The organism is Acinetobacter sp. FL (assembly GCF_040744925.1).
Taxonomy (GTDB): domain Bacteria; phylum Pseudomonadota; class Gammaproteobacteria; order Pseudomonadales; family Moraxellaceae; genus Acinetobacter; species Acinetobacter radioresistens.
In genome coordinates this window covers 2,597,783-2,616,667 of sequence record NZ_CP160437.1, presented here as the reverse complement: position 1 = coordinate 2,616,667, position 18,885 = coordinate 2,597,783, and the positions used below count along the sequence as shown (strand labels likewise).

Annotated in this window: 16 protein-coding genes; 14 read left to right on the top strand and 2 right to left on the bottom strand. The window is 45.4% G+C overall.

What is annotated here, in order from left to right; translation table 11 throughout:
* Positions 1-18: 18 nt before the first annotated feature.
* Complete coding sequence (locus ABZP31_RS12235; RefSeq protein WP_248134160.1) at positions 19-1,440, bottom strand: GGDEF domain-containing protein; 1,422 nt, start codon at positions 1,438-1,440, stop codon at positions 19-21.
* 414 nt (positions 1,441-1,854) lie between these two features.
* Between ABZP31_RS12235 and ABZP31_RS12230 the strand changes: the two genes are divergently transcribed.
* From ABZP31_RS12230 to upp, 14 genes are all read left to right on the top strand, one after another.
* A complete protein-coding gene (locus tag ABZP31_RS12230) occupies positions 1,855-2,406 on the top strand; it encodes an NADH-quinone oxidoreductase subunit A (RefSeq protein WP_005018657.1) in 552 nt (183 codons plus the stop codon).
* A gap of 6 nt (positions 2,407-2,412) precedes the next feature.
* A complete protein-coding gene (locus ABZP31_RS12225) occupies positions 2,413-3,090 on the top strand; it encodes an NADH-quinone oxidoreductase subunit B family protein (RefSeq protein WP_005018660.1) in 678 nt (225 codons plus the stop codon).
* An 88-nt stretch (positions 3,091-3,178) separates the two neighbouring features.
* Complete coding sequence (nuoC, locus tag ABZP31_RS12220; protein WP_005018663.1) at positions 3,179-4,966, top strand: NADH-quinone oxidoreductase subunit C/D; 1,788 nt, start codon at positions 3,179-3,181, stop codon at positions 4,964-4,966.
* A gap of 13 nt (positions 4,967-4,979) precedes the next feature.
* Entirely contained in the window at positions 4,980-5,489 is a 510-nt protein-coding gene (gene nuoE / locus ABZP31_RS12215) for an NADH-quinone oxidoreductase subunit NuoE (protein WP_005018664.1), read from the top strand.
* Positions 5,486-6,814, top strand: a complete 1,329-nt coding sequence (gene nuoF, locus ABZP31_RS12210; RefSeq protein WP_005018667.1) for an NADH-quinone oxidoreductase subunit NuoF — start codon at positions 5,486-5,488, stop codon at positions 6,812-6,814. The genes nuoE and nuoF overlap by 4 nt, the downstream gene beginning before the upstream one ends.
* 11 nt (positions 6,815-6,825) lie before the next feature.
* A complete protein-coding gene (gene nuoG / locus ABZP31_RS12205; RefSeq protein ID WP_119879555.1) occupies positions 6,826-9,510 on the top strand; it encodes an NADH-quinone oxidoreductase subunit NuoG in 2,685 nt (894 codons plus the stop codon).
* A 2-nt stretch (positions 9,511-9,512) separates the two neighbouring features.
* Complete coding sequence (gene nuoH, locus ABZP31_RS12200) at positions 9,513-10,526, top strand: NADH-quinone oxidoreductase subunit NuoH (protein WP_005027679.1); 1,014 nt, start codon at positions 9,513-9,515, stop codon at positions 10,524-10,526.
* Positions 10,527-10,544: 18 nt separating this feature from the next.
* Positions 10,545-11,087: an NADH-quinone oxidoreductase subunit NuoI gene (nuoI, locus tag ABZP31_RS12195; RefSeq protein ID WP_005018674.1), complete on the top strand. Its 543-nt coding sequence runs from the start codon at positions 10,545-10,547 to the stop codon at positions 11,085-11,087.
* A complete protein-coding gene (gene nuoJ / locus ABZP31_RS12190) occupies positions 11,087-11,611 on the top strand; it encodes an NADH-quinone oxidoreductase subunit J (RefSeq protein WP_248134204.1) in 525 nt (174 codons plus the stop codon). The genes nuoI and nuoJ overlap by 1 nt, the downstream gene beginning before the upstream one ends.
* Positions 11,604-11,912, top strand: coding sequence for an NADH-quinone oxidoreductase subunit NuoK (gene nuoK / locus ABZP31_RS12185; RefSeq protein WP_005018679.1), 309 nt, complete (start codon positions 11,604-11,606; stop codon positions 11,910-11,912). The genes nuoJ and nuoK overlap by 8 nt, the downstream gene beginning before the upstream one ends.
* Positions 11,909-13,801, top strand: coding sequence for an NADH-quinone oxidoreductase subunit L (nuoL, locus tag ABZP31_RS12180; protein WP_248134158.1), 1,893 nt, complete (start codon positions 11,909-11,911; stop codon positions 13,799-13,801). Before nuoK ends, nuoL begins: the two co-directional genes overlap by 4 nt.
* A 1-nt stretch (position 13,802) precedes the next feature.
* The gene (gene nuoM / locus ABZP31_RS12175; RefSeq protein WP_005018684.1) at positions 13,803-15,410 is read left to right on the top strand and encodes an NADH-quinone oxidoreductase subunit M; all 1,608 of its coding nucleotides are present in this window, start codon (positions 13,803-13,805) and stop codon (positions 15,408-15,410) included.
* Between the two features lie 3 nt (positions 15,411-15,413).
* Positions 15,414-16,907, top strand: coding sequence for an NADH-quinone oxidoreductase subunit NuoN (nuoN, locus tag ABZP31_RS12170; RefSeq protein ID WP_248134156.1), 1,494 nt, complete (start codon positions 15,414-15,416; stop codon positions 16,905-16,907).
* Positions 16,908-17,027: 120 nt separating this feature from the next.
* A complete protein-coding gene (gene upp, locus ABZP31_RS12165; protein WP_005018688.1) occupies positions 17,028-17,663 on the top strand; it encodes a uracil phosphoribosyltransferase in 636 nt (211 codons plus the stop codon).
* A gap of 284 nt (positions 17,664-17,947) precedes the next feature.
* On the opposite strand, the gene gigC is transcribed toward upp, so the two are convergent.
* Positions 17,948-18,829: a LysR family transcriptional regulator GigC gene (gigC, locus tag ABZP31_RS12160; RefSeq protein WP_367156816.1), complete on the bottom strand. Its 882-nt coding sequence runs from the start codon at positions 18,827-18,829 to the stop codon at positions 17,948-17,950.
* Positions 18,830-18,885 lie beyond the last annotated feature (56 nt).

The following is an 18,885-nucleotide window of genomic DNA, read 5'->3' as shown; positions in this document are numbered from 1 at the left end:
AACTGAATTATCAAAAAATTATTGAGTGATCACAACACGGTCCCGTCCTGAGCGTTTAGCTTCGTAGAGAGCTAAATCAGCTTTATGCAGTAGTGCTTCTATATTGTGTGGGACTGCCGGATTAAATAAAGTCAGACCGATACTGATCCGGATAGAAAATTGAGTCTCTGCATCTAGCTGGATGATATGTGTTTTTAAAGTTTCTCTTATCCTTTCAGCAATTTCAAATGCCTCAGCAGGACCAACATCAAGCAGCACTATAGCAAACTCTTCACCACCTAACCGGCCAAAAAGATCATAGCTGCGCAAGCTGCGCCGAATAACTGCAGCACAGGCCCTTAATGCCTCATCTCCAGCCTGATGCCCATATTTGTCGTTGATCAGTTTAAAATGATCAATATCAAGCATAAGTACCGCAAGCGACTGACTTTTCTGAGTGCGCTGTCTAAGAAGTAAATGAGCAGAGCGCATAAATTGGCGCCGGGTTAAGCTGGCAGTCAGCTCATCATGTGCTACATGATGTTGAAGTTCCCGGATCAGTTGGGAACGGATGCGGTTAATACTTGAAACAGTTAAGGGGGCAATTGCCATGGTAATAATACCAAAGCGGAGTGAAATCATTTCCAGATAGTACTGTTCAGGATAAAGTGTCAGGTATTTATCTGACATGAAAAAAGCAATATAGAAGCAGCTAATTGATGTAATCAGTGCCACAGTAAAATGCCGGTAATTCAGGGCACACCAGATTAATGCTGCAATCGGATAAAGAATGGCGCCTGGGCCTGAATCGTAGTAACTGAGTGATAACGAAAATAACAGTACAAAAATGGGTAAGATATGCAGAAAGCTATATGGTCCATCTGCTGGGCGAAAGATCTGATGAATTCCTTTTTGATAAGGCAAGTTTAAAATAAGAGGCAAAATTAAAATCGCATTCTGTAACTCGGCACTAAACCAGTAACCAAAAATAGTCCAGAATGAGCCGTGAATAAGTTTGGTATCTAATTGAGGAAATAGACTGGCAATAAAGAGTGAGCTAACCAAACTGCCTATGCAGCAGAATAAAAGCAGAAACAAATAAAAATAGCCCTGGTGCAGTAGACGAAAATAAGGGCGAAATTTTATATAAAAGGCAAAGGCAATAATTACATAGAGCAAATTGGCAGTAGTAAAACCAAGGGCAATACACCATGAGTGAAATGACAGAAGGTCTGAAACTACATAACCAGTAAAAGCACCTGCTAAAGTATAGGCATTTCGGGTAGCCGGAAAGCGTGCCAAGCAACCCAAGAGAATGGAGTTAGCTGGCCAGAAAGCTGCCAGATGATTAAAAGGACGGGTTGCAATACCCCACATGCAGCAAGCGAAAATCATTATTGCGAAGATGAAGAAGTATTGCCATGCCTGAACCTTTAGTATTCTTCCTTGAAAATAGGGCATGAGCTAAGCCTTGCAAGATATATAATTACAGTCTCATAAAAAGTTAATAAAGCATTGTTGTTTAAATGTTGATCATAGTTGAGTAATATTTATAAATACAGTCATGTTTTAAAGCAAGATCAAGAAAAATGTAAACTGAAAGAATAGGGATGTTAGAAAAGAATATTAATATGAAAAAACAATAGAGCTTGAGAATATTATTTTTTTAACCGATTTTATGGCTGTAAAAGTACAAGACTTGTCTATATAGGTTTAAAAACGAATAAAAAATCATCCAAAAGACTAAGTGCCTTTAACTAGCAAGTCAAATCATAAATCAGGTACAATTGGCGGGATTAATTTTATGTTTGGTATATTTAAACGGCCAATACATACATTCTTTGTTAATATAGGCCTGCCAGGAGTTATCCCCGCATGAGTGCCATTACTCCATACGATTGGGCAATTATTGCTTTCGTGATCGGCGTTACATTTCTTTGTGTTTTTATGCTGACAGTTCCCTTACTCCTTGGGGGTAAATCATGGGGGCGTGCCAAGCAGGAACAGTTTGAATCAGGTGTAGTGAGTGCCGGTGGTGCACGTATTCGCTTGTCTGCAAAGTTCTATCTTGTTGCTATTTTCTTCGTGGTATTTGACCTTGAAGCTCTCTATCTTTATGCATGGGCATCTTCTGTGCGCGAAGTGGGCTGGATCGGTTTTGCAACAGCCGCTGTATTTATTTTAGTTTTACTCGTTGGTTTGATTTACGAAATGTCGACAGGTGCACTGAACTGGGCACCTTCAGACAAGCGTAAAGCAGCAGGGATTAAACCTAAAGTAGGCTCACCTAATATGGATCTTGCAGAAATTACCCGCTTCAACTCTATCGACGAGCTGGTGATGGACCCAACGGGTCAGATTCCAGCTCAATCCTCAGGTCGTATGAAACAAAAAACATCGACTGTTTTGACATCTGAACAGGAGTAACTCGGGATGAAATATACCTTAACCCGTGCGAATCCAGATGCTGAGCAATATCCGCTTCAAGAGCGTCAAATCGTAACTGATCCGCTTGAGAGTGAAGTGAATAAAAATGTGTTCATGACCCGTTTAGAGGACGTGCTGCACACAGCTGTAAACTGGGGCCGTAAAAATTCTATCTGGCCTTTTAACTTTGGTACATCTTGCTGTTATGTAGAGTATGCAACGACCTTAACAGGCGTTCATGATATGTCACGCTTTGGTGCCGAGGTTATCCGTGCTTCACCGCGTCAGGCTGACCTGATGATCGTTGCCGGAACCTGTTTTACCAAAATGGCACCGGTAATTCAGCGTCTGTATGAACAGATGCTTGAGCCAAAATGGGTTATTTCCATGGGTGCCTGCGCCAACTCGGGCGGTATGTATGACATTTACTCTGTAGTCCAGGGTGTAGATAAAATTATTCCTGTAGATGTATATGTACCAGGCTGTCCGCCGCGTCCTGAAGCTCTGCTCCAGGCATTGATGCTGTTACAAGACCAGATTCAATTAGAGCGCCGTCCGCTTTCTACAATAATCGGTGATGATCTTCAGCCAGTATATAAGCCAAAGATGATGCCGGAACGGGACCGTAAACAGGCTCAGCGTATTGCTGTGACTAATTTGCGCTCTATGGATGAAATTGAATAATTTTAGCGACTGAATTTTTAAATGCACCCGTATGGGTGTAATTGTCGTTAGGGTTGACCAAATTTGTATTGAATAGGAAGCCAAGCCAATGGCTGAAACTGACATTGCTATGCCAGAATCAACGCCAGTTGATTCACGCCCAGCATTTGCAATTGTAGAAGAACTCAAAACCAAGTTTGGTGAGAACTTCTACGTGCAACCGACTTGTGAAAATTTTCCGACGGTCTGGGTCGAACGCGCACGTGTACAAGAAGTGCTGATGTTCTTGCGTACGGTAAGTAAGCCGTATGTGATGCTATTTGACTTGTCTGCGATGGATGAGCGTTTACGCCAGCATCGTGATGGTTTGCCTGCATCAGACTTTACTGTGTTCTATCATTTGTTATCGCTTGAGCGCAATACCGATATCCGGATTAAAGTGGCGCTGAATGAGCATGACTTGAACCTGGGTACCATTACCAATATCTGGCCAAATGCCAACTGGTATGAACGCGAAGCTTATGACATGTTCGGGATTAACTTCGAAGGTCATCCGATGCTTCGTCGTATTCTCTTGCCAACTTACTGGGAAGGTCATCCGCTTCGTAAAGAGTACTCTGCGCGTGCAACTGAATATACGCCATATATGCAGGACAAGGCCAAGCAGGACTATGAACAGGAGCATCTGCGTTTTGTACCAGAAGACTGGGGTCTAAAACGCGGCAATGCCGATGAAGACTTTATGTTCCTGAACCTGGGTCCTAACCACCCGTCTGCGCATGGTGCATTCCGTGTCATCTTGCAGCTAGATGGTGAAGAGATTAAGGACTGTGTACCGGACATTGGTTATCACCATCGTGGTGCCGAAAAGATGGGTGAACGCCAGACTTGGCATTCATACATTCCTTATACTGACCGCGTAGACTATCTGGGTGGCTGTTCTCAGAACATGCCTTATCTGATGTCGATTGAACAGTTGGCTGGTATTACTGTGCCAGATCGTGCACAGTGTATTCGTGTCATGATGTCAGAGCTGTTTCGCATCAATAACCATCTGTTATATATCGGTACTGCGATTCAGGATGCCGGTGGTATGACTCCGGTGTTCTATATGTTCGCCGATCGCCAGAAAATTTATGATGCAATTGAAGCTATTACCGGTTTCCGTATGCATCCGGCCTGGTTCCGTATTGGTGGTACTGCACATGATCTGCCAAATAACTGGCAGAAACTCATCCGTGAAATCCTTGAGTGGATGCCGAAACGGATGAATGAATACTATACGGCTGCACTTCGCAACTCGGTGTTTATGGGTCGTACCAAAAATGTGGCACAGTATGATGCTAAAGCAGCATTGGCTTGGGGCGTAACGGGTACAGGTTTGCGTGCGACAGGTATTGATTTTGATGTGCGTAAATACCGTCCATATAGCGGTTATGAAAACTACGACTTTGAAGTACCAGTAGAGTATGAAGGTGATGCTTACGCGCGTGTCATGGTTCACTTCCATGAAATTAACGAAGCACTGAAAATTATCAAGCAATGTTTGGATAATATGCCTTCTGGTGCTTATAAGGCAGACCATCCACTGGCTGTACCACCACCAAAAGATAAAACTTTAAAAGATATTGAAACCCTGATTACCCACTTCTTGAGTGTGTCTTGGGGACCTGTAATGCCAGCAGGTGAATCCGCAGTGATGGCAGAGGTGGTTAAAGGCGCGTCAACTTATTATTTGACTTCAGACAAGTCAACGATGAGCTATCGTACCCGTATCCGTACGCCGACCTTCACGCACTTGCAGCAAATTCCTTCTGTGATTAATGGCAGCCTTGTGTCTGACTTGATCATTTATTTAGCGACTATTGATGTCGTAATGGCAGACGTGGATCGCTAAGGGGTAACGCATTATGATGATTTTGACTGACAAAAAACCACGTGTGAATGTCGAAGGGATTTTAACTTCTGAAGAAATCCATGAAATTCAGCATCACATTGGTCATTATCCCTATGCACGTGCGGCTTCACTGGACGCACTAAAATGTGTGCAGCGCCGTAACGGCTGGGTAGATGATGCCCAGCTTAATGCGATTGCCCAGCTGCTTTCAATCAGTACTGCTGATCTGGAAGGCGTTGCAACGTTTTACAACCGTATTTATCGCCAGCCTGTAGGGCGTCATGTGATCCTGTTGTGTGATTCGATTGCATGCTTCCTGATGGGTGCAGAAACTTTGGCAGAAGCATTTCAGCGTGAACTTGGCATCCAGTTTGGTCAAACGACTGCTGATGGCCGTTTTACCTTGCTACCAATCTGCTGCCTGGGTAACTGTGACAAAGGCCCAACGTTAATGATTGATGGAGATACTCACGGTCTGGTTGAAGTGACCTCTATCCAACAGTTATTGGAGAAGTATGTATGAATACCGAACCAAAACCAATTTACGGCGACGGTAACCCGGAAACTCATCCATTAACTTGGCGTCTAAGTAAACAAGAGCATGTACGTAGTGCTGATGACTATGAAACGCTTGAAGGTTATGAAGGCTTTAAAAAAGCGCTAGGTATGCCGCCAAAAGATGTACTGGAAATTGTCAAAGCTGCAACCGTTAAAGGGCGTGGTGGTGCAGGCTTTCCGGCGGGTATCAAATGGTCGCTGATGGCGCCAAATGATAATTCAGGACCACGTTACCTGATCTGTAACGCCGATGAGATGGAACCAGGTACATTCAAAGACCGTTTGCTGATGGAGCGTTTACCGCATCAGCTGATCGAAGGTATGCTGATAGCAGGTTATACCCTGGAGGCGACTCATGGTTATATCTTCATCCGTGGCGAGTATATCGAAGCTGCACAGTATTTAAATGAAGCTTTGGAACAGATCCGTGCCAAAGGTTATTTGGGTGAAAATATCCTGGATACTGGCTGGAACTTTGAAATGTACGTGCACACTGGTGCAGGACGTTATATCTGTGGCGAAGAAACTGCACTGATCAACTCGCTAGAAGGCCGCCGTGCCAATCCGCGTACCAAACCGCCATTTCCACAGGTCGCAGGTGCTTGGGGACGTCCTACAATTGTCAACAACGTAGAGACTTACAACAATCTGCCAGCGATTATGCTGCGTGGTCCGGAATGGTATATCGGTCTGTCTGCAGGCAAGTCTAAAGATCCTGGTACCAAAATTTATGGTGCATCAGGCAAGGTAAAATTTCCGGGACTATGGGAGCTGCCATTTGGTACTACGGCACGTGAAGTCATTGAAGAGCATGCCGGTGGTATGCGTGATGGACTGAAACTGAAAGCCTGGCTGCCAGGTGGTGCATCAACAGACTTTCTGACCGCCGATCATATTGATCTGCCAATGGACTCTGACAGTATCATGAAAGCTGGCTCTCGTCTGGGAACCTGCTTGCTAATGGTGTTTGATGAGAACCAGTGCATGGTTTCAGCGACCCGTAATTTAGAAGAATTCTTTGCGCGTGAATCTTGTGGCTGGTGTACACCATGCCGTGATGGTTTGCCATGGAGTGTGAAAGCACTGCGTTCAATTGAAAATGGTGAAGGCAAGATGGAGGATATCCAGCATCTTCAGGAACTCACCAAGAAATTGTGGATTGGCAAAACATTCTGTGCCCACGCACCAGGTGCGATGGAACCGCTACAGAGCGCATTAAAATATTGGCGTCATGAGTTCGAAGCGAAGATCAAAGATCATGCTCCAGCTCGTGAAGCAGAACAAGCTTAAGGAATTCGACTATGGCTACAATTCATGTCGATGGAAAATCATACGAAGTTGACGGCTCAGAAAACCTGCTACAGGCCTGTCTGTCACTGGGTATCGATATTCCGTATTTTTGTTGGCATCCATCCTTAGGCTCTGTAGGTTCCTGCCGTCAATGTGCAGTAACCCAGTATGCAAATCCTGAGGATACGCGCGGTCGTCTGGTTATGTCATGTATGACCCCCGCGGCTGACAATACCTATATTTCGATTGAGGATAAGGAAGCGGTAGATTTTCGTGAGTCTGTCATTGAATTCTTGATGACAAACCACCCGCATGACTGTCCGGTATGCGAAGAGGGCGGCCACTGTCACTTGCAGGATATGACTGTGATGACCGGTCATGACCGCCGTCGTTACCGCTTTACCAAGCGGACGCATTACAATCAGGAACTGGGTTCATTTATTGCACATGAAATGAACCGCTGTATCGCATGTTACCGCTGTGTACGTTATTACAATGACTATGCCGGCGGTACTGACCTGGGCGTATATGCCAACGCGTCACGTGTGTATTTCGGTCGTCCGGAATCAGGTGCCTTGGAATCTGAATTCTCTGGAAATCTGACAGAAATCTGTCCAACTGGCGTGTTCACTGATAAAACTCACTCAGAGCGTTATAACCGTAAATGGGATATGCAGTATGCGCCGAGCGTATGCCAAGGCTGTTCTTCAGGATGTAATATCTCTCCGGGCGAGCGTTATGGTGAGCTGCGCCGTGTTGAAAACCGGTTTAACGGAGAAGTAAACCAGTACTTCCTGTGTGACAAGGGTCGTTTTGGTACCGGTTATGTCAACCGTGCCGACCGTCCACGTCAACCGCAGTTCCGTTCAGGTACCACAGTGACTACCGCAACTGTAGATGAAGCGCTGGATCAAACTATTGCCAAGTTAAAAGGTAAAAAAGTTCTGGGAATTGGTTCGCCACGTGCCAGCCTTGAGTCTAACTTTGCACTACGCGAACTGGTTGGGCAGGAAAACTACTCAACAGGTATGAACCAGAAAGAGCAGTCACTGGTCGAGCTAGCCGCAGCTATCATGCAGACTGAGGGAATTTATAACCCGAGCATGCGTGAAATTGAAAGCTATGATGCTGTTCTGATTTTAGGTGAAGATCTGACCCAGACCGCACCACGTATGGCCTTGTCTGTACGTCAGGCTGCAAAAAATAAAGCCAAAGAAATGGCTGCAGAGCGCCGTACTCAAGAATGGCTGGCTGAACCGGTCAAGCGTATTGCTCAAGATGCAAAATCTCCGATCTATATCTTGGCTGCAACCCAGACCCGACTGGCAGATGTCGCTACAGGTGAAGTGGTTGCTTCTCCAAACGATATCGCGCGTTTAGGCTTTGCGGTCGCACAAGCAGTAGCGGGTGAAACCATTACTGGTCTGGATGACAGTGCATCTGCATTTGCACAGACTATTGCTGATACCCTGAAAGCTGCGAAAAAACCTTTGATCATTTCAGGCACCAGCTTGCAAGATGCTGCCATTATGGAAGCTGCTGCACAGGTCGCACAAAATCTGGGTGCTCATGCCGGTTTAAGCCTGACTGTTCCTGAAGTGAACTCAATGGGGCTGGCTCTGCTTGGTGGCTTAAGTCTCGAACAGGCGTTTGCACAGGATTATGATGCAGTAATTGTGGTTGAAAACGATTTGTATCGTCGTCTGCCAGCTACCCGTATTGATGCCGCACTGGCTAAAGCGGCTGAGGTTATTGTATTGGACCATTCTGATACAGCGACTGTTGCTCAAGCATCGATTGTATTGTCTGCTGCAAGCTTTGCTGAAGGAGATGGTACGGTAGTTAGTCAGGAAGGTCGCGCACAGCGTTACTATCAGGTTTATGATCCGTCATACTATAACCCTGCTTATGCGATCAAGGAGTCTTGGCGCTGGCTGCATGCTTTACAGACCGGTCTTGAAGACAAGAACATTAGCTGGACTGTACTGGATGATGTCATTGAAAGTGTCGCCAAAAATGTACCTGTACTTGAAGCGATCCAAGATGTTGCTCCAGACGCAGGCTATCGTATCCATGGTCTGAAAATTGCGCGTGAACCACGTCGCTATTCTGGTCGTACTGCAATGCGTGCGCCGCTTTCTGTACATGAGCCAAAACAGCCAACAGATATTGACTCTGCATTAACCTTTTCTATGGAAGGTTATGTGGGTCCGCAAAAAGCATCATCTCTGGTACCATTTGCCTGGGCTGCGGGTTGGAACTCGCCACAAGCCTGGAATAAATATCAAGATGAAGTCGGTGGCCATTTAAAAGGTGGAGACTCCGGCGTGCGTCTGTTTGACCGTCTGGCTAAACGCCCGGCACGTAGCTATGTTGCACCTGCTGCAGTTCTGGCAAATGCAGAAAGCTTCCGCCTGGTTCCAATGCATCACATCTTTGCTTCTGGTGAGTTCACTGTTAAAACACCAGCGATGGAAACCCGTATTCCTGAAGCGATGTTTGCTGTAGGTGAACAGGATGCCAGCCGCCTCAATGTACAAGATGGTCAGCGTATTACTGTTAAAACAGGGGATACCTCCATCAGCCTTCCTGTACAAGTGATTGAATATTTACCGACAGGTTATATCGGTTATCCGGTAGGACTGGCGCCTACGGTATCCTTGGCTGAGCCTGTATCAGTTGCGGTAGGAGTGTAATCATGAACGAAACCTTACGCGTACTACCGCAATGGGCAGCCGGCTGGGAAACTACCTTTATGGTAGTACAGGCCATTATCGTACTGCTGGTGGTGGTATTAATGGCAGCACTGATGTCTTTTATTGAGCGTCGCCTGCTGGCTGTCTGGCAGGACCGTTATGGTCCGAACCGTGTAGGTCCAGGCGGTATGTTCCAGATCGTAGCCGACATGCTTAAAATCATGTTCAAGGAAGACTGGACACCAAAATTCTCTGACAAACTGACATTCCGTCTGGCACCTGCGGTTGCGATGGCAACTGCAGTACTCTCATTTATGGTGATACCTGTATCACCATCTCTGGGCGTAGCCGATATGAGTATCGGCCTGCTGTTCTTTATGGCGATGGCTGGTATTGCAGTTTATGCCGTATTATTTGGCGGCTGGTCTTCAAACAACAAGTACGCATTACTGGGTGGCCTGCGTTCTGCAGCCCAAACGATTTCTTATGAAGTCTTCCTGGGTATTTCACTGATGGGTGTAGTTGCAATTGCAGGTTCTTTCAACCTGCGTGAAATTGTAGAAGCCCAGCGTGACATGTGGTTTATCATTCCGCAGTTCCTTGGTTTTATGATCTTCGTAGTCGCAGGCGTAGCGGTGACTCACCGTCATCCATTTGACCAGCCGGAAGCCGAACAGGAACTTGCAGAAGGTTACCATGTTGAATATGGTGGTATGAAATGGGGGATGTTCTTCGTTGCTGAATACGTCAATATCATCCTGATTTCTGCCCTGATTGTAACTCTGTTCTTTGGTGGATGGCTTGCACCATTCAATCTTGAAATTCCGTTCTTGCCACCAGCATTTTGGTTCATTATTAAAACTGCTTTCTTTGTCATGATGTTTGTATTGGCTCGTGGTTCACTTATGCGTCCACGATATGACCAAGTGATGAATTTTGGCTGGAAAGTGTGTCTGCCATTGGCGTTAGTAAACCTATTGGTAACTGGCGCTGTTATTCTGATGAATGCGGCCTAGGACAGCAGGGAGTTAAAAATGTATAAAATTCTAGCTGGAGTTGGGTCAATTGTTCGTACGCTATGGATGGTCTTCACCCATGTCGGACGTAAACGTGACACCATTTTATATCCGGAAGTACCTGCTGAGCAGATCGTACCGCCACGTTATCGTGGACGGATTATTCTGACACGTGACCCGGATGGTGAAGAGCGTTGTGTTGCCTGCAACCTGTGTGCTGTCGCCTGTCCAGTAGGCTGTATTTCACTGCAAAAGGCAGAGAAAGAAGATGGCCGCTGGTATCCGGAATTTTTCCGTATCAACTTTTCACGTTGTATCTTCTGCGGTATGTGTGAAGAAGCATGCCCAACCACAGCCATTCAGCTGACACCTGACTTTGAACTTGGTGAATATGTTCGTCAGGATCTGGTTTATGAAAAAGAACATCTGCTAATTTCTGGTCCTGGCAAATATCCTGACTACAATTTCTATCGTGTAGCAGGTATGGCAATCGAAGGCAAAGACAAAGGTCAGGCACAAAAAGAAAGTGCACCTATTGATGTACGGAGTCTATTACCATGATGTGGCCATTTTATCTAATGGCTCTTGTGGCCATTATCTCGACGATTCGTGTGGTAACCAACACCAATCCGGTACACGCTTTACTCAGCCTGATTGTTTCACTTCTGGCAGTAGCAGGTATTTTTCTGATCGTAGGTGCGCCGTTTGCTGGTGCACTTGAAGTGATCGTTTATGCAGGCGCTATTATGGTGCTGTTCGTGTTTGTGGTTATGATGCTGAATCTGGGGCAGCAAACCATGGAGCAGGAGCGTAAATGGTTAAACTCATCTGCTTGGGCCTACCCGGCACTGATGTCATTCCTGATGGGGCTGATTTTAGTGTGGATGCTCGGTGGTGAATACACTACTGCAGGTGCTATGCTCGGCCGTGAAATTATCGGACCCAAGGCTGTAGGTCAGTCACTCTTTACACATTATTTATTATTGGTTGAGGTTGCCGCAATGCTGCTTCTGGCTTCGCTGGTTGCTGCATTCCATATTGGTCGACGTGAGCCGGGTGCAGAAGAGGAAAACAATAATGGGTAACATCCCTCTAGAACATGGTTTGATTGTCGCGACCATTCTTTTTGCACTGGGCTTTTATGGTGTAATGGTACGACGTAACCTTTTGTTTATGTTAATGAGCCTTGAAGTCATGATGAATGCAGCAGCATTGGCATTTGTATTGGCGGGTAGTGCTTGGGCACAGCCGGATGGACAGATTATGTTTATCCTGATTCTGACCTTGGCAGCAGCAGAGGCTTGTATCGGTCTCGCGATCGTCCTTCAGTTTTATCATCGCTTCCATCATCTGGATGTGGATGCTGCTAGTGAGATGCGCGGATGAGCTATTTATATTTAACAGTATTATTCCCGCTAATCGGTTTTCTCTTGTTGGCGGCAGGACGCGATAAGCTTTCTGAAAATATCTCTGCAGTAATCGGTGCAGGCTCAGTAGGACTGTCTGCTCTGATCGCACTGATTGCTGGTATAGAGTTTGTAGGTAATGGTTCAGTGGCTCAGGTTCAGCATTTGTGGACCTGGTTCAGTGTTGGTACATTTGCTCCTGGCATTAGTCTGCATCTGGATGGTCTATCTTTATTGATGACCGGTATGATTACTGGGGTAGGCTTTCTGATCCATATCTTTGCTTCGTGGTATATGCGTGGTGAAGAAGGTTATGCACGCTTTTTCTCTTACTTCAACCTGTTTGTAGCAAGCATGTTGTTGTTAGTACTTGGCGATAACCTGGCACTTTTATTCTTGGGCTGGGAAGGCGTCGGCCTGTGTTCATATCTGCTGATCGGTTTTTATTATTCGAATCCTGCTAATGGCTGGGCGGCAATTAAAGCCTTTACCGTGACTCGTGTAGGTGACGTATTCCTGCTGATTGCATTATTCCTGCTTTATCAACAGTTCGGAACATTAAATATCCAGTATATCGTGGCAAATGCGGCTCAGGTCATGACTCTAAGCTCGTCACTATCTATCTGGACTGCTTTAATGTTATTCCTTGGAGCAGCCGGTAAATCTGCACAGATACCACTGCAGACCTGGCTTGCAGATGCAATGGCAGGTCCAACACCTGTTTCTGCACTGATCCATGCCGCTACTATGGTAACTGCAGGTGTCTACCTGACCTGCCGTATGTTTGCTGTAATGGAAATGGCGCCAGAAGTGATGCAGTTTATCTCTATTACTGGTGCGGTTACTTTGCTGGTTGCTGGTTTTGCTGCCTTGGTACAGACCGATATCAAACGTATTCTGGCTTACTCAACCATGAGTCAGCTGGGTTACATGTTTATGGCGGTTGGTGCAGAAGCTTATCAAGCAGGGCTGTTCCACATGCTGGCACATGCTTTCTTTAAAGCATTACTGTTCCTGTCTTCAGGTGCAGTGATTCTGGCTTGTCATCATGAACAGAACATTTTCAAAATGGGTGGTTTACGCAAGAAAATTCCATTTGTGTTCTGGTGCTTTGTTATTGGTGGTGGTGCACTGGCAGCGTTACCAATTGTGACCGTGGGCTTCTTCTCTAAAGATGCGATCCTTGGTGCAGTTTATGCACAGTCAGCCATGTCCAACCTGCCACTTTATAATACATTGTACTGGGTAGGGGTAGTGGGTGCTTTCCTCACTTCAATTTATACATTCCGCTTGATCTGGGTAGTATTCTTTGGTGAAGAGAAGACTCATGCGCATGAAATCAAGGGAGTGACCTATTGGGGTCCGCTGGCAATCCTTGCAGCGTTGTCAACCGGTTTGGGTTACTTCTTGCAAGGTCCAGTAAATAAGCTTCTGGCTACAGCTATTCCTGCATTTAGTATTCCTGAAACACTGGAAGATGCGGTTGCACATGCCGAGCATCTAGCAAGCGGTGTTGCAATTGCTGGTCTGATCGTGGGAATTATCCTGTTTGCTTTTGCTTACAATGTCGTAAAAAGCATTGCCAATACATCGTTTGGTACAGGTATTGCCAATATCTGGCGTAATGCTTTTGGCTTCGATGCCCTTTATCATCTTGTTTTTGTAAAACCATATTTGCTCATCGCAAAGATCATGGGTCGTGATCCGATTGACAGTCTGTGGCTGGTTCTGCCTGCGCTAGTTAAAAGCGGCAACAGCTTTACAAGTTCTCGTCAAACCGGTTTGCTACGTGAATACGCATCTAGCATGTCACTCGGGGTAGTGGTGTTGCTGATGATCCTGATCGTGATTCAGGTAGTGGGGAAATAAAATGGAAAACAATTTAATTTTACCCGCGCTGATCCTTGTTCCGTTCATTGCAGGTTTTATTTGCTGGCTGGTCGACAAGCTCGACCAACATCTACCACGCTGGATTGCTTTAATTGGCATGCTCGTTACTTTGGGTCTGACCATTGCTCTTTGGCAGACTGGTACTTATGACTATAGCTTGGGCCAGAAGGTTCCAACCTGGTCTGCAGAGTTTGCACTACCTTGGATTCAAACCCTGGGTATCAATATCCACTTGGCAGTAGATGGACTTTCTTTACTCATGGTCGGCCTGACAGCACTTCTTGGTGTGCTGGCAGTAGGCTGTTCATGGGGTGAAATCCAGAAAAATGTTGGTTTCTTCCACCTGAACTTATTATGGTCTCTAGGTGGAGTCATCGGGGTATTTCTGGCTATCGACATGTTCCTGTTCTTCTTCTTCTGGGAGATGATGCTGGTGCCGATCTACTTCCTGATCGCACTTTGGGGACATAAAGGTTCAAATGGACGTTCGCGTGTTTATGCGGCAACCAAGTTCTTTATTTATACGCAGGTTGCAGGCCTGATCATGCTGATCGGTATTCTGGGGCTGGTGATTTACGGTTATATGATGACCGGTACTATCAACTTCAGCTATAACTATCTGCTGGGCGTTGCCAATGCGCTGGACACTCAGCTGCCTTCAGTTGCATACGCATTTATGATCTGTATGTTTATCGGGTTTGCGGTCAAGTTGCCAGTATTCCCGTTACATGGCTGGTTACCAGATGCCCATGCTCAGGCGCCTACAGCAGGTTCGGTTGACCTTGCAGGGATCCTGATTAAGACTGCTGCTTATGGTTTGCTCCGTTTTGTTATTCCGTTCTTCCCGGCAGCATCTGCAGATTTTGCCAATATCGCTATTATCTTTGGTTTGATCGGTATTTTTTACGGCGCATGGTGTGCTTTCCAGCAAACAGACATGAAGCGTCTGCTGGCTTACACTTCCATTTCGCACATGGGTTTTGTGTTATTGGCGCTATATGCCGGTAATATCCTAACCTTCCAGGGTCTGATGATCATGATGCTGGCTCATGGTTTGTCGTCTGCTGCATTGTTTATTATGTGTGGCCAGATTTATGAGCGTCTGCATACACGTGATATGCGTCTGATGGGCGGTATTCGCGGTCAGTTCCAGTATCTGCCATTCTTCCTGATGTTCTTTGTGGCAGCGTTAGTTGGTATTCCTGGTTTGGGTAACTTCATTGGTGAGTTCCTGATCCTGATGGGTTCTTATGCAAAATTTCCAGTATTTACAATTCTTGCAGCAGTCAGTCTGGTATTTGCCGGTCTGTATGGTTTAATCCTGATTCACAAAGCTTTATTTGGTGTGCCAAATGAAGAACAAAAGCAGCATTATTCACATCCATTAAAAGATCTGAATGCTCGTGAGATGGTAATTCTGCTGATCTGTGCGCTAGGTCTAGTCTGGCTTGGTCTCTATCCACAAACTTTCCTTGATGTGTCCAACTCAAGTATGGCGTGGTTAGCAAATAGCTACATTCCTGTTCAAGAAGTCGTTGATGTCACCCAGCAGGTGTCGACTCAACTCGAAAATGTGGAGATCCAATAAGCCATGAACTTCACAATGTCATTTTCCGAGCTTATGCCATTAGCTCCTGTGATGATCGTGGCCTTAACTGCGATCGTGGTAATGATCCTCACGGCAATCAAACGTAACCATAACCTGATTGCTACTGCCACAGTAGTGGGTTTAAACCTGTCCGTCATCTATATCCTGATGGAAATGTTCGGTGGTCATTTTGTACCGGCGAATGTTATGGGCATGTTTATGGTTGATCCATTTACCATGCTGTACCAGTTACTGATCTTGATTGCTGCACTGGCCTGTTCAACACTGTCTCATGCTTATATCGAGACCTATAAGAGTAACCGTGAAGAGCTGTATATTCTGCTACTGACTTCAGTGGCTGGTGCAATGCTGATGGTTTCAAGCAGTCACTATGCATCTTTCTTTATCAGCCTCGAACTGATGTCAATTCCGGTTTACGGTTTGCTGGCCTATACACATCAGCGCGCCCGTTCTCTTGAATCTGGTGTGAAGTACCTGGTGCTGTCAGCTACTGCTTCAGCTATGCTGCTGATGGGTATGGCATATATCTATGCTTATACTGGCTCACTGTCATTCTATGACTCTGTACAGGCACTCATGCAGGCAATCCAGCAACCAATGGTAATTATTGGTCTGGGACTGATTATCTTTGCTATTGCATTTAAACTATCGCTGGCGCCATTTCATAAATGGACGCCTGATGTTTATGCAGGTGCACCAGCACCGATGGCAACCTTCCTTGCTACCGCAGCAAAAGTAGCGACTATTGGCCTGTTTGTGCGCTATATACTCACTTCAGGTGCGATCCTGATTGAGTCACTAGTGACTATTATTACCATTATTGCAGTTCTATCGATTCTGGTCGGTAACCTGCTGGCAGTTCGTCAAGTAAACTTAAAGCGCATTCTAGGTTATTCATCGATTTCGCATTTCGGTTATCTGCTGATTGCACTGGTCAGCATGACCTATGTAAGTCTGGGCAGTGTAAGTGTTTACGTGATTACTTATGTATTAACTACGATCGGCGCTTTCGGTGCTGTTGCCCTGATGTCGAGTCCATATAATAATCTGGATGAAGCTGAATCACTGGCAGATTACCGAGGTCTGTTCTGGCGCCGTCCGGTTCTGACTGCAACCTTAACTGTCATGATGCTGTCTTTAGCCGGTATTCCGTTGACTGCAGGCTTCATTGGTAAGTTTCTTGTAGTTATGGCAGCAGTTACTACCCAGCACTGGTTCTTGGCTGCAATGGTGATTGTAGGTTCAGGTATTGGTCTATATTACTACCTGCGTGTAATGGTGGTTATGTATATGACGCCGCCTGAGACACCGCGTATCGATGCAGATAAGCACTGGGGCCAGAAAGTCGGCGGTTTAATGGTTCTTGGTGCAGCTGTGCTGGTATTGTTCCTGGGTATCTATCCAGATCCAATGATCAAGCTTGCGCTTCAAGCCGAGATTTTATCTCCAATCCACTTCATGTTAAGTCAGCAATAATTCTTAAAAATTATTGGATTTAACAAAAAAAGCCCCCAGACATTGGGGGCTTTGCTTATTTCAGATATAAAAAACATTTATAATGCCTCCAACTAAAACTTATTCTTTAGGTGTTCTCCCGTGCCCATTCAAGAAATCCGACATCCATTAATCCGTCATAAAATTGGTCTTTTGCGTCGTGCCGATATCAGTACAAAGAATTTCCGTGAACTGGCTCAGGAAGTTACTATGCTGCTGACTTATGAAGCAACACAGGATCTGCCAGTGGTTGACCATGAAATTGCAGGATGGGCAGGACCAGTTACAACTCAACGTATTGCCGGTAAAAAAATTACCGTAGTACCAATTTTACGTGCCGGCATTGGTATGCTGGACGGTTTTTTAAATCTGATTCCGAGCGCCAAAGTTTCTGTATTGGGGCTTGAACGTGATGAAGAAACATTAGAAGCGCGGACTTACTATAAGAAACTGGTTCCAGATGTACAAAATCGTATTGCCATGATTATTGATCCAATGCTGGCCACAGGTGCTTCGCTAGTGGCTGCAATTGATGTCCTTAAAGCCAGTGGCTGTAAGGATATCCGGGTGATGGTCCTGGTTGCAGCGCCTGAAGGAATCAAGAAAGTAGAAGATGCTCATCCAGATGTGCGTATTTTTACTGCTTCAATTGATGAAGGACTAAATGCACAGGGGTACATTGTGCCGGGTCTAGGGGACGCAGGCGACAAGATTTTTGGTTCAGTACAAAAAGACTAAAATATTTGCTGTCGAGGTAAGAAAGAGGCGAAAGCCTCTTTTTTTATTAGAATATTTTAAATTTGAAATACTGCAAATTATGCTGTTAAGGTTAAGAGTGTAACATTATAGCAAAGGCCTGTACCCGCTTAATCTGGCTAGAATGAGCGTGATATTAGCCAGATGAATTCCTGCTAAAAAATGAGATTTTTTCAAAAATAGCTCCAAAATAAGAAAGACAGTAAGAATATAGCTAATGAAAATGATGTAGACTGATCAAAAAAAGCGCCTTAAGGCGCTTTTTTTTATCTCTCTTCACAAAATCGCATAAATGCTTTTAAACCCGGACCCTGATATTTCTGGCGGTGAACCAGCATAAAAAGAGGGCGCGTTAACTGCCAGAAGGGTGTATCTAGTATGACTAACTGACCTTTTTCACGAAGAGGCTCAATAGCTAGTCTGGAAATACAGGAAACCCCCATACCACCAGCAACTATTTTTAAAATGGCTTCATTATGCCCAAGCGTTAAACGGATGTTTGCATCAGGTAGATCCTGCAAAATACTATTATCAAATACTTCACGGGTACCTGAACCTTCTTCACGCAAAATCCACTCAGTATTTAAAAAATCTTTCTGACTCAGCGGTTGTTTAAGCTGTGCCAATGGATGATCAGGTGCACAGCAGACAGCAAGCTCATCATCACGCCAATGGATACATTGCAGTTGGGGTAAATGGCATGAGCCTTCAATGAGTGCCAAATCCAGCTGAAACTGATTTACAGCTTCAATCATCTGGCGGGTATTACCTACCTGAAGCTGTAGATGAGCTTGGGGCTGAAGCTGCAAAAAACCAGCCATCAGATCAGGCATTAAATAATCACTGATCGTTAAGGTCGCACCCAGACGCAAATCAATACTTTGTAGTTCACCTTTGGCAGCCTGTTCAAAAGACTCACAACGACCTAGTATTTCTAAAGCTTGCGGAAGCAAGAAACGTCCCAGATCATTCAGTTGTAGACGTTTACCTAAGCGGTCAAACAGGGGGGCACCCAAACCATCTTCCAGATCTGCCAGTGCCATACTGGCTGCACTTTGAGTCAGTTTTACGGCATCGCTTGCCCGGGTGACGGTACCCTCTTGAGCAACTGCTACAAAAACCGCCAGCTGGCGTAATGTCATACGCATGAATGAAGCCTTAACGTTTAAAAAATATAAAATAAATAGATGGTCATGCTACCATG

What these genes read in the sequence shown, in the direction of transcription:
- ABZP31_RS12235 (WP_248134160.1), bottom strand. Translation starts at nt 1,440, where the DNA reads ATGCCCTATTTTCAAGGAAGAATACTAAAGGTTCAGGCATGGCAATAC.
- nuoF (WP_005018667.1), top strand. Translation starts at nt 5,486, where the DNA reads ATGAATACCGAACCAAAACCAATTTACGGCGACGGTAACCCGGAAACT.
- nuoE (WP_005018664.1), top strand. Translation starts at nt 4,980, where the DNA reads ATGATGATTTTGACTGACAAAAAACCACGTGTGAATGTCGAAGGGATT.
- nuoG (WP_119879555.1), top strand. Translation starts at nt 6,826, where the DNA reads ATGGCTACAATTCATGTCGATGGAAAATCATACGAAGTTGACGGCTCA.
- gigC (WP_367156816.1), bottom strand. Translation starts at nt 18,829, where the DNA reads ATGCGTATGACATTACGCCAGCTGGCGGTTTTTGTAGCAGTTGCTCAA.
- nuoK (WP_005018679.1), top strand. Translation starts at nt 11,604, where the DNA reads ATGGGTAACATCCCTCTAGAACATGGTTTGATTGTCGCGACCATTCTT.
- nuoH (WP_005027679.1), top strand. Translation starts at nt 9,513, where the DNA reads ATGAACGAAACCTTACGCGTACTACCGCAATGGGCAGCCGGCTGGGAA.
- nuoL (WP_248134158.1), top strand. Translation starts at nt 11,909, where the DNA reads ATGAGCTATTTATATTTAACAGTATTATTCCCGCTAATCGGTTTTCTC.
- ABZP31_RS12225 (WP_005018660.1), top strand. Translation starts at nt 2,413, where the DNA reads ATGAAATATACCTTAACCCGTGCGAATCCAGATGCTGAGCAATATCCG.
- nuoM (WP_005018684.1), top strand. Translation starts at nt 13,803, where the DNA reads ATGGAAAACAATTTAATTTTACCCGCGCTGATCCTTGTTCCGTTCATT.
- nuoJ (WP_248134204.1), top strand. Translation starts at nt 11,087, where the DNA reads ATGTGGCCATTTTATCTAATGGCTCTTGTGGCCATTATCTCGACGATT.
- nuoN (WP_248134156.1), top strand. Translation starts at nt 15,414, where the DNA reads ATGAACTTCACAATGTCATTTTCCGAGCTTATGCCATTAGCTCCTGTG.
- nuoC (WP_005018663.1), top strand. Translation starts at nt 3,179, where the DNA reads ATGGCTGAAACTGACATTGCTATGCCAGAATCAACGCCAGTTGATTCA.
- ABZP31_RS12230 (WP_005018657.1), top strand. Translation starts at nt 1,855, where the DNA reads ATGAGTGCCATTACTCCATACGATTGGGCAATTATTGCTTTCGTGATC.
- nuoI (WP_005018674.1), top strand. Translation starts at nt 10,545, where the DNA reads ATGTATAAAATTCTAGCTGGAGTTGGGTCAATTGTTCGTACGCTATGG.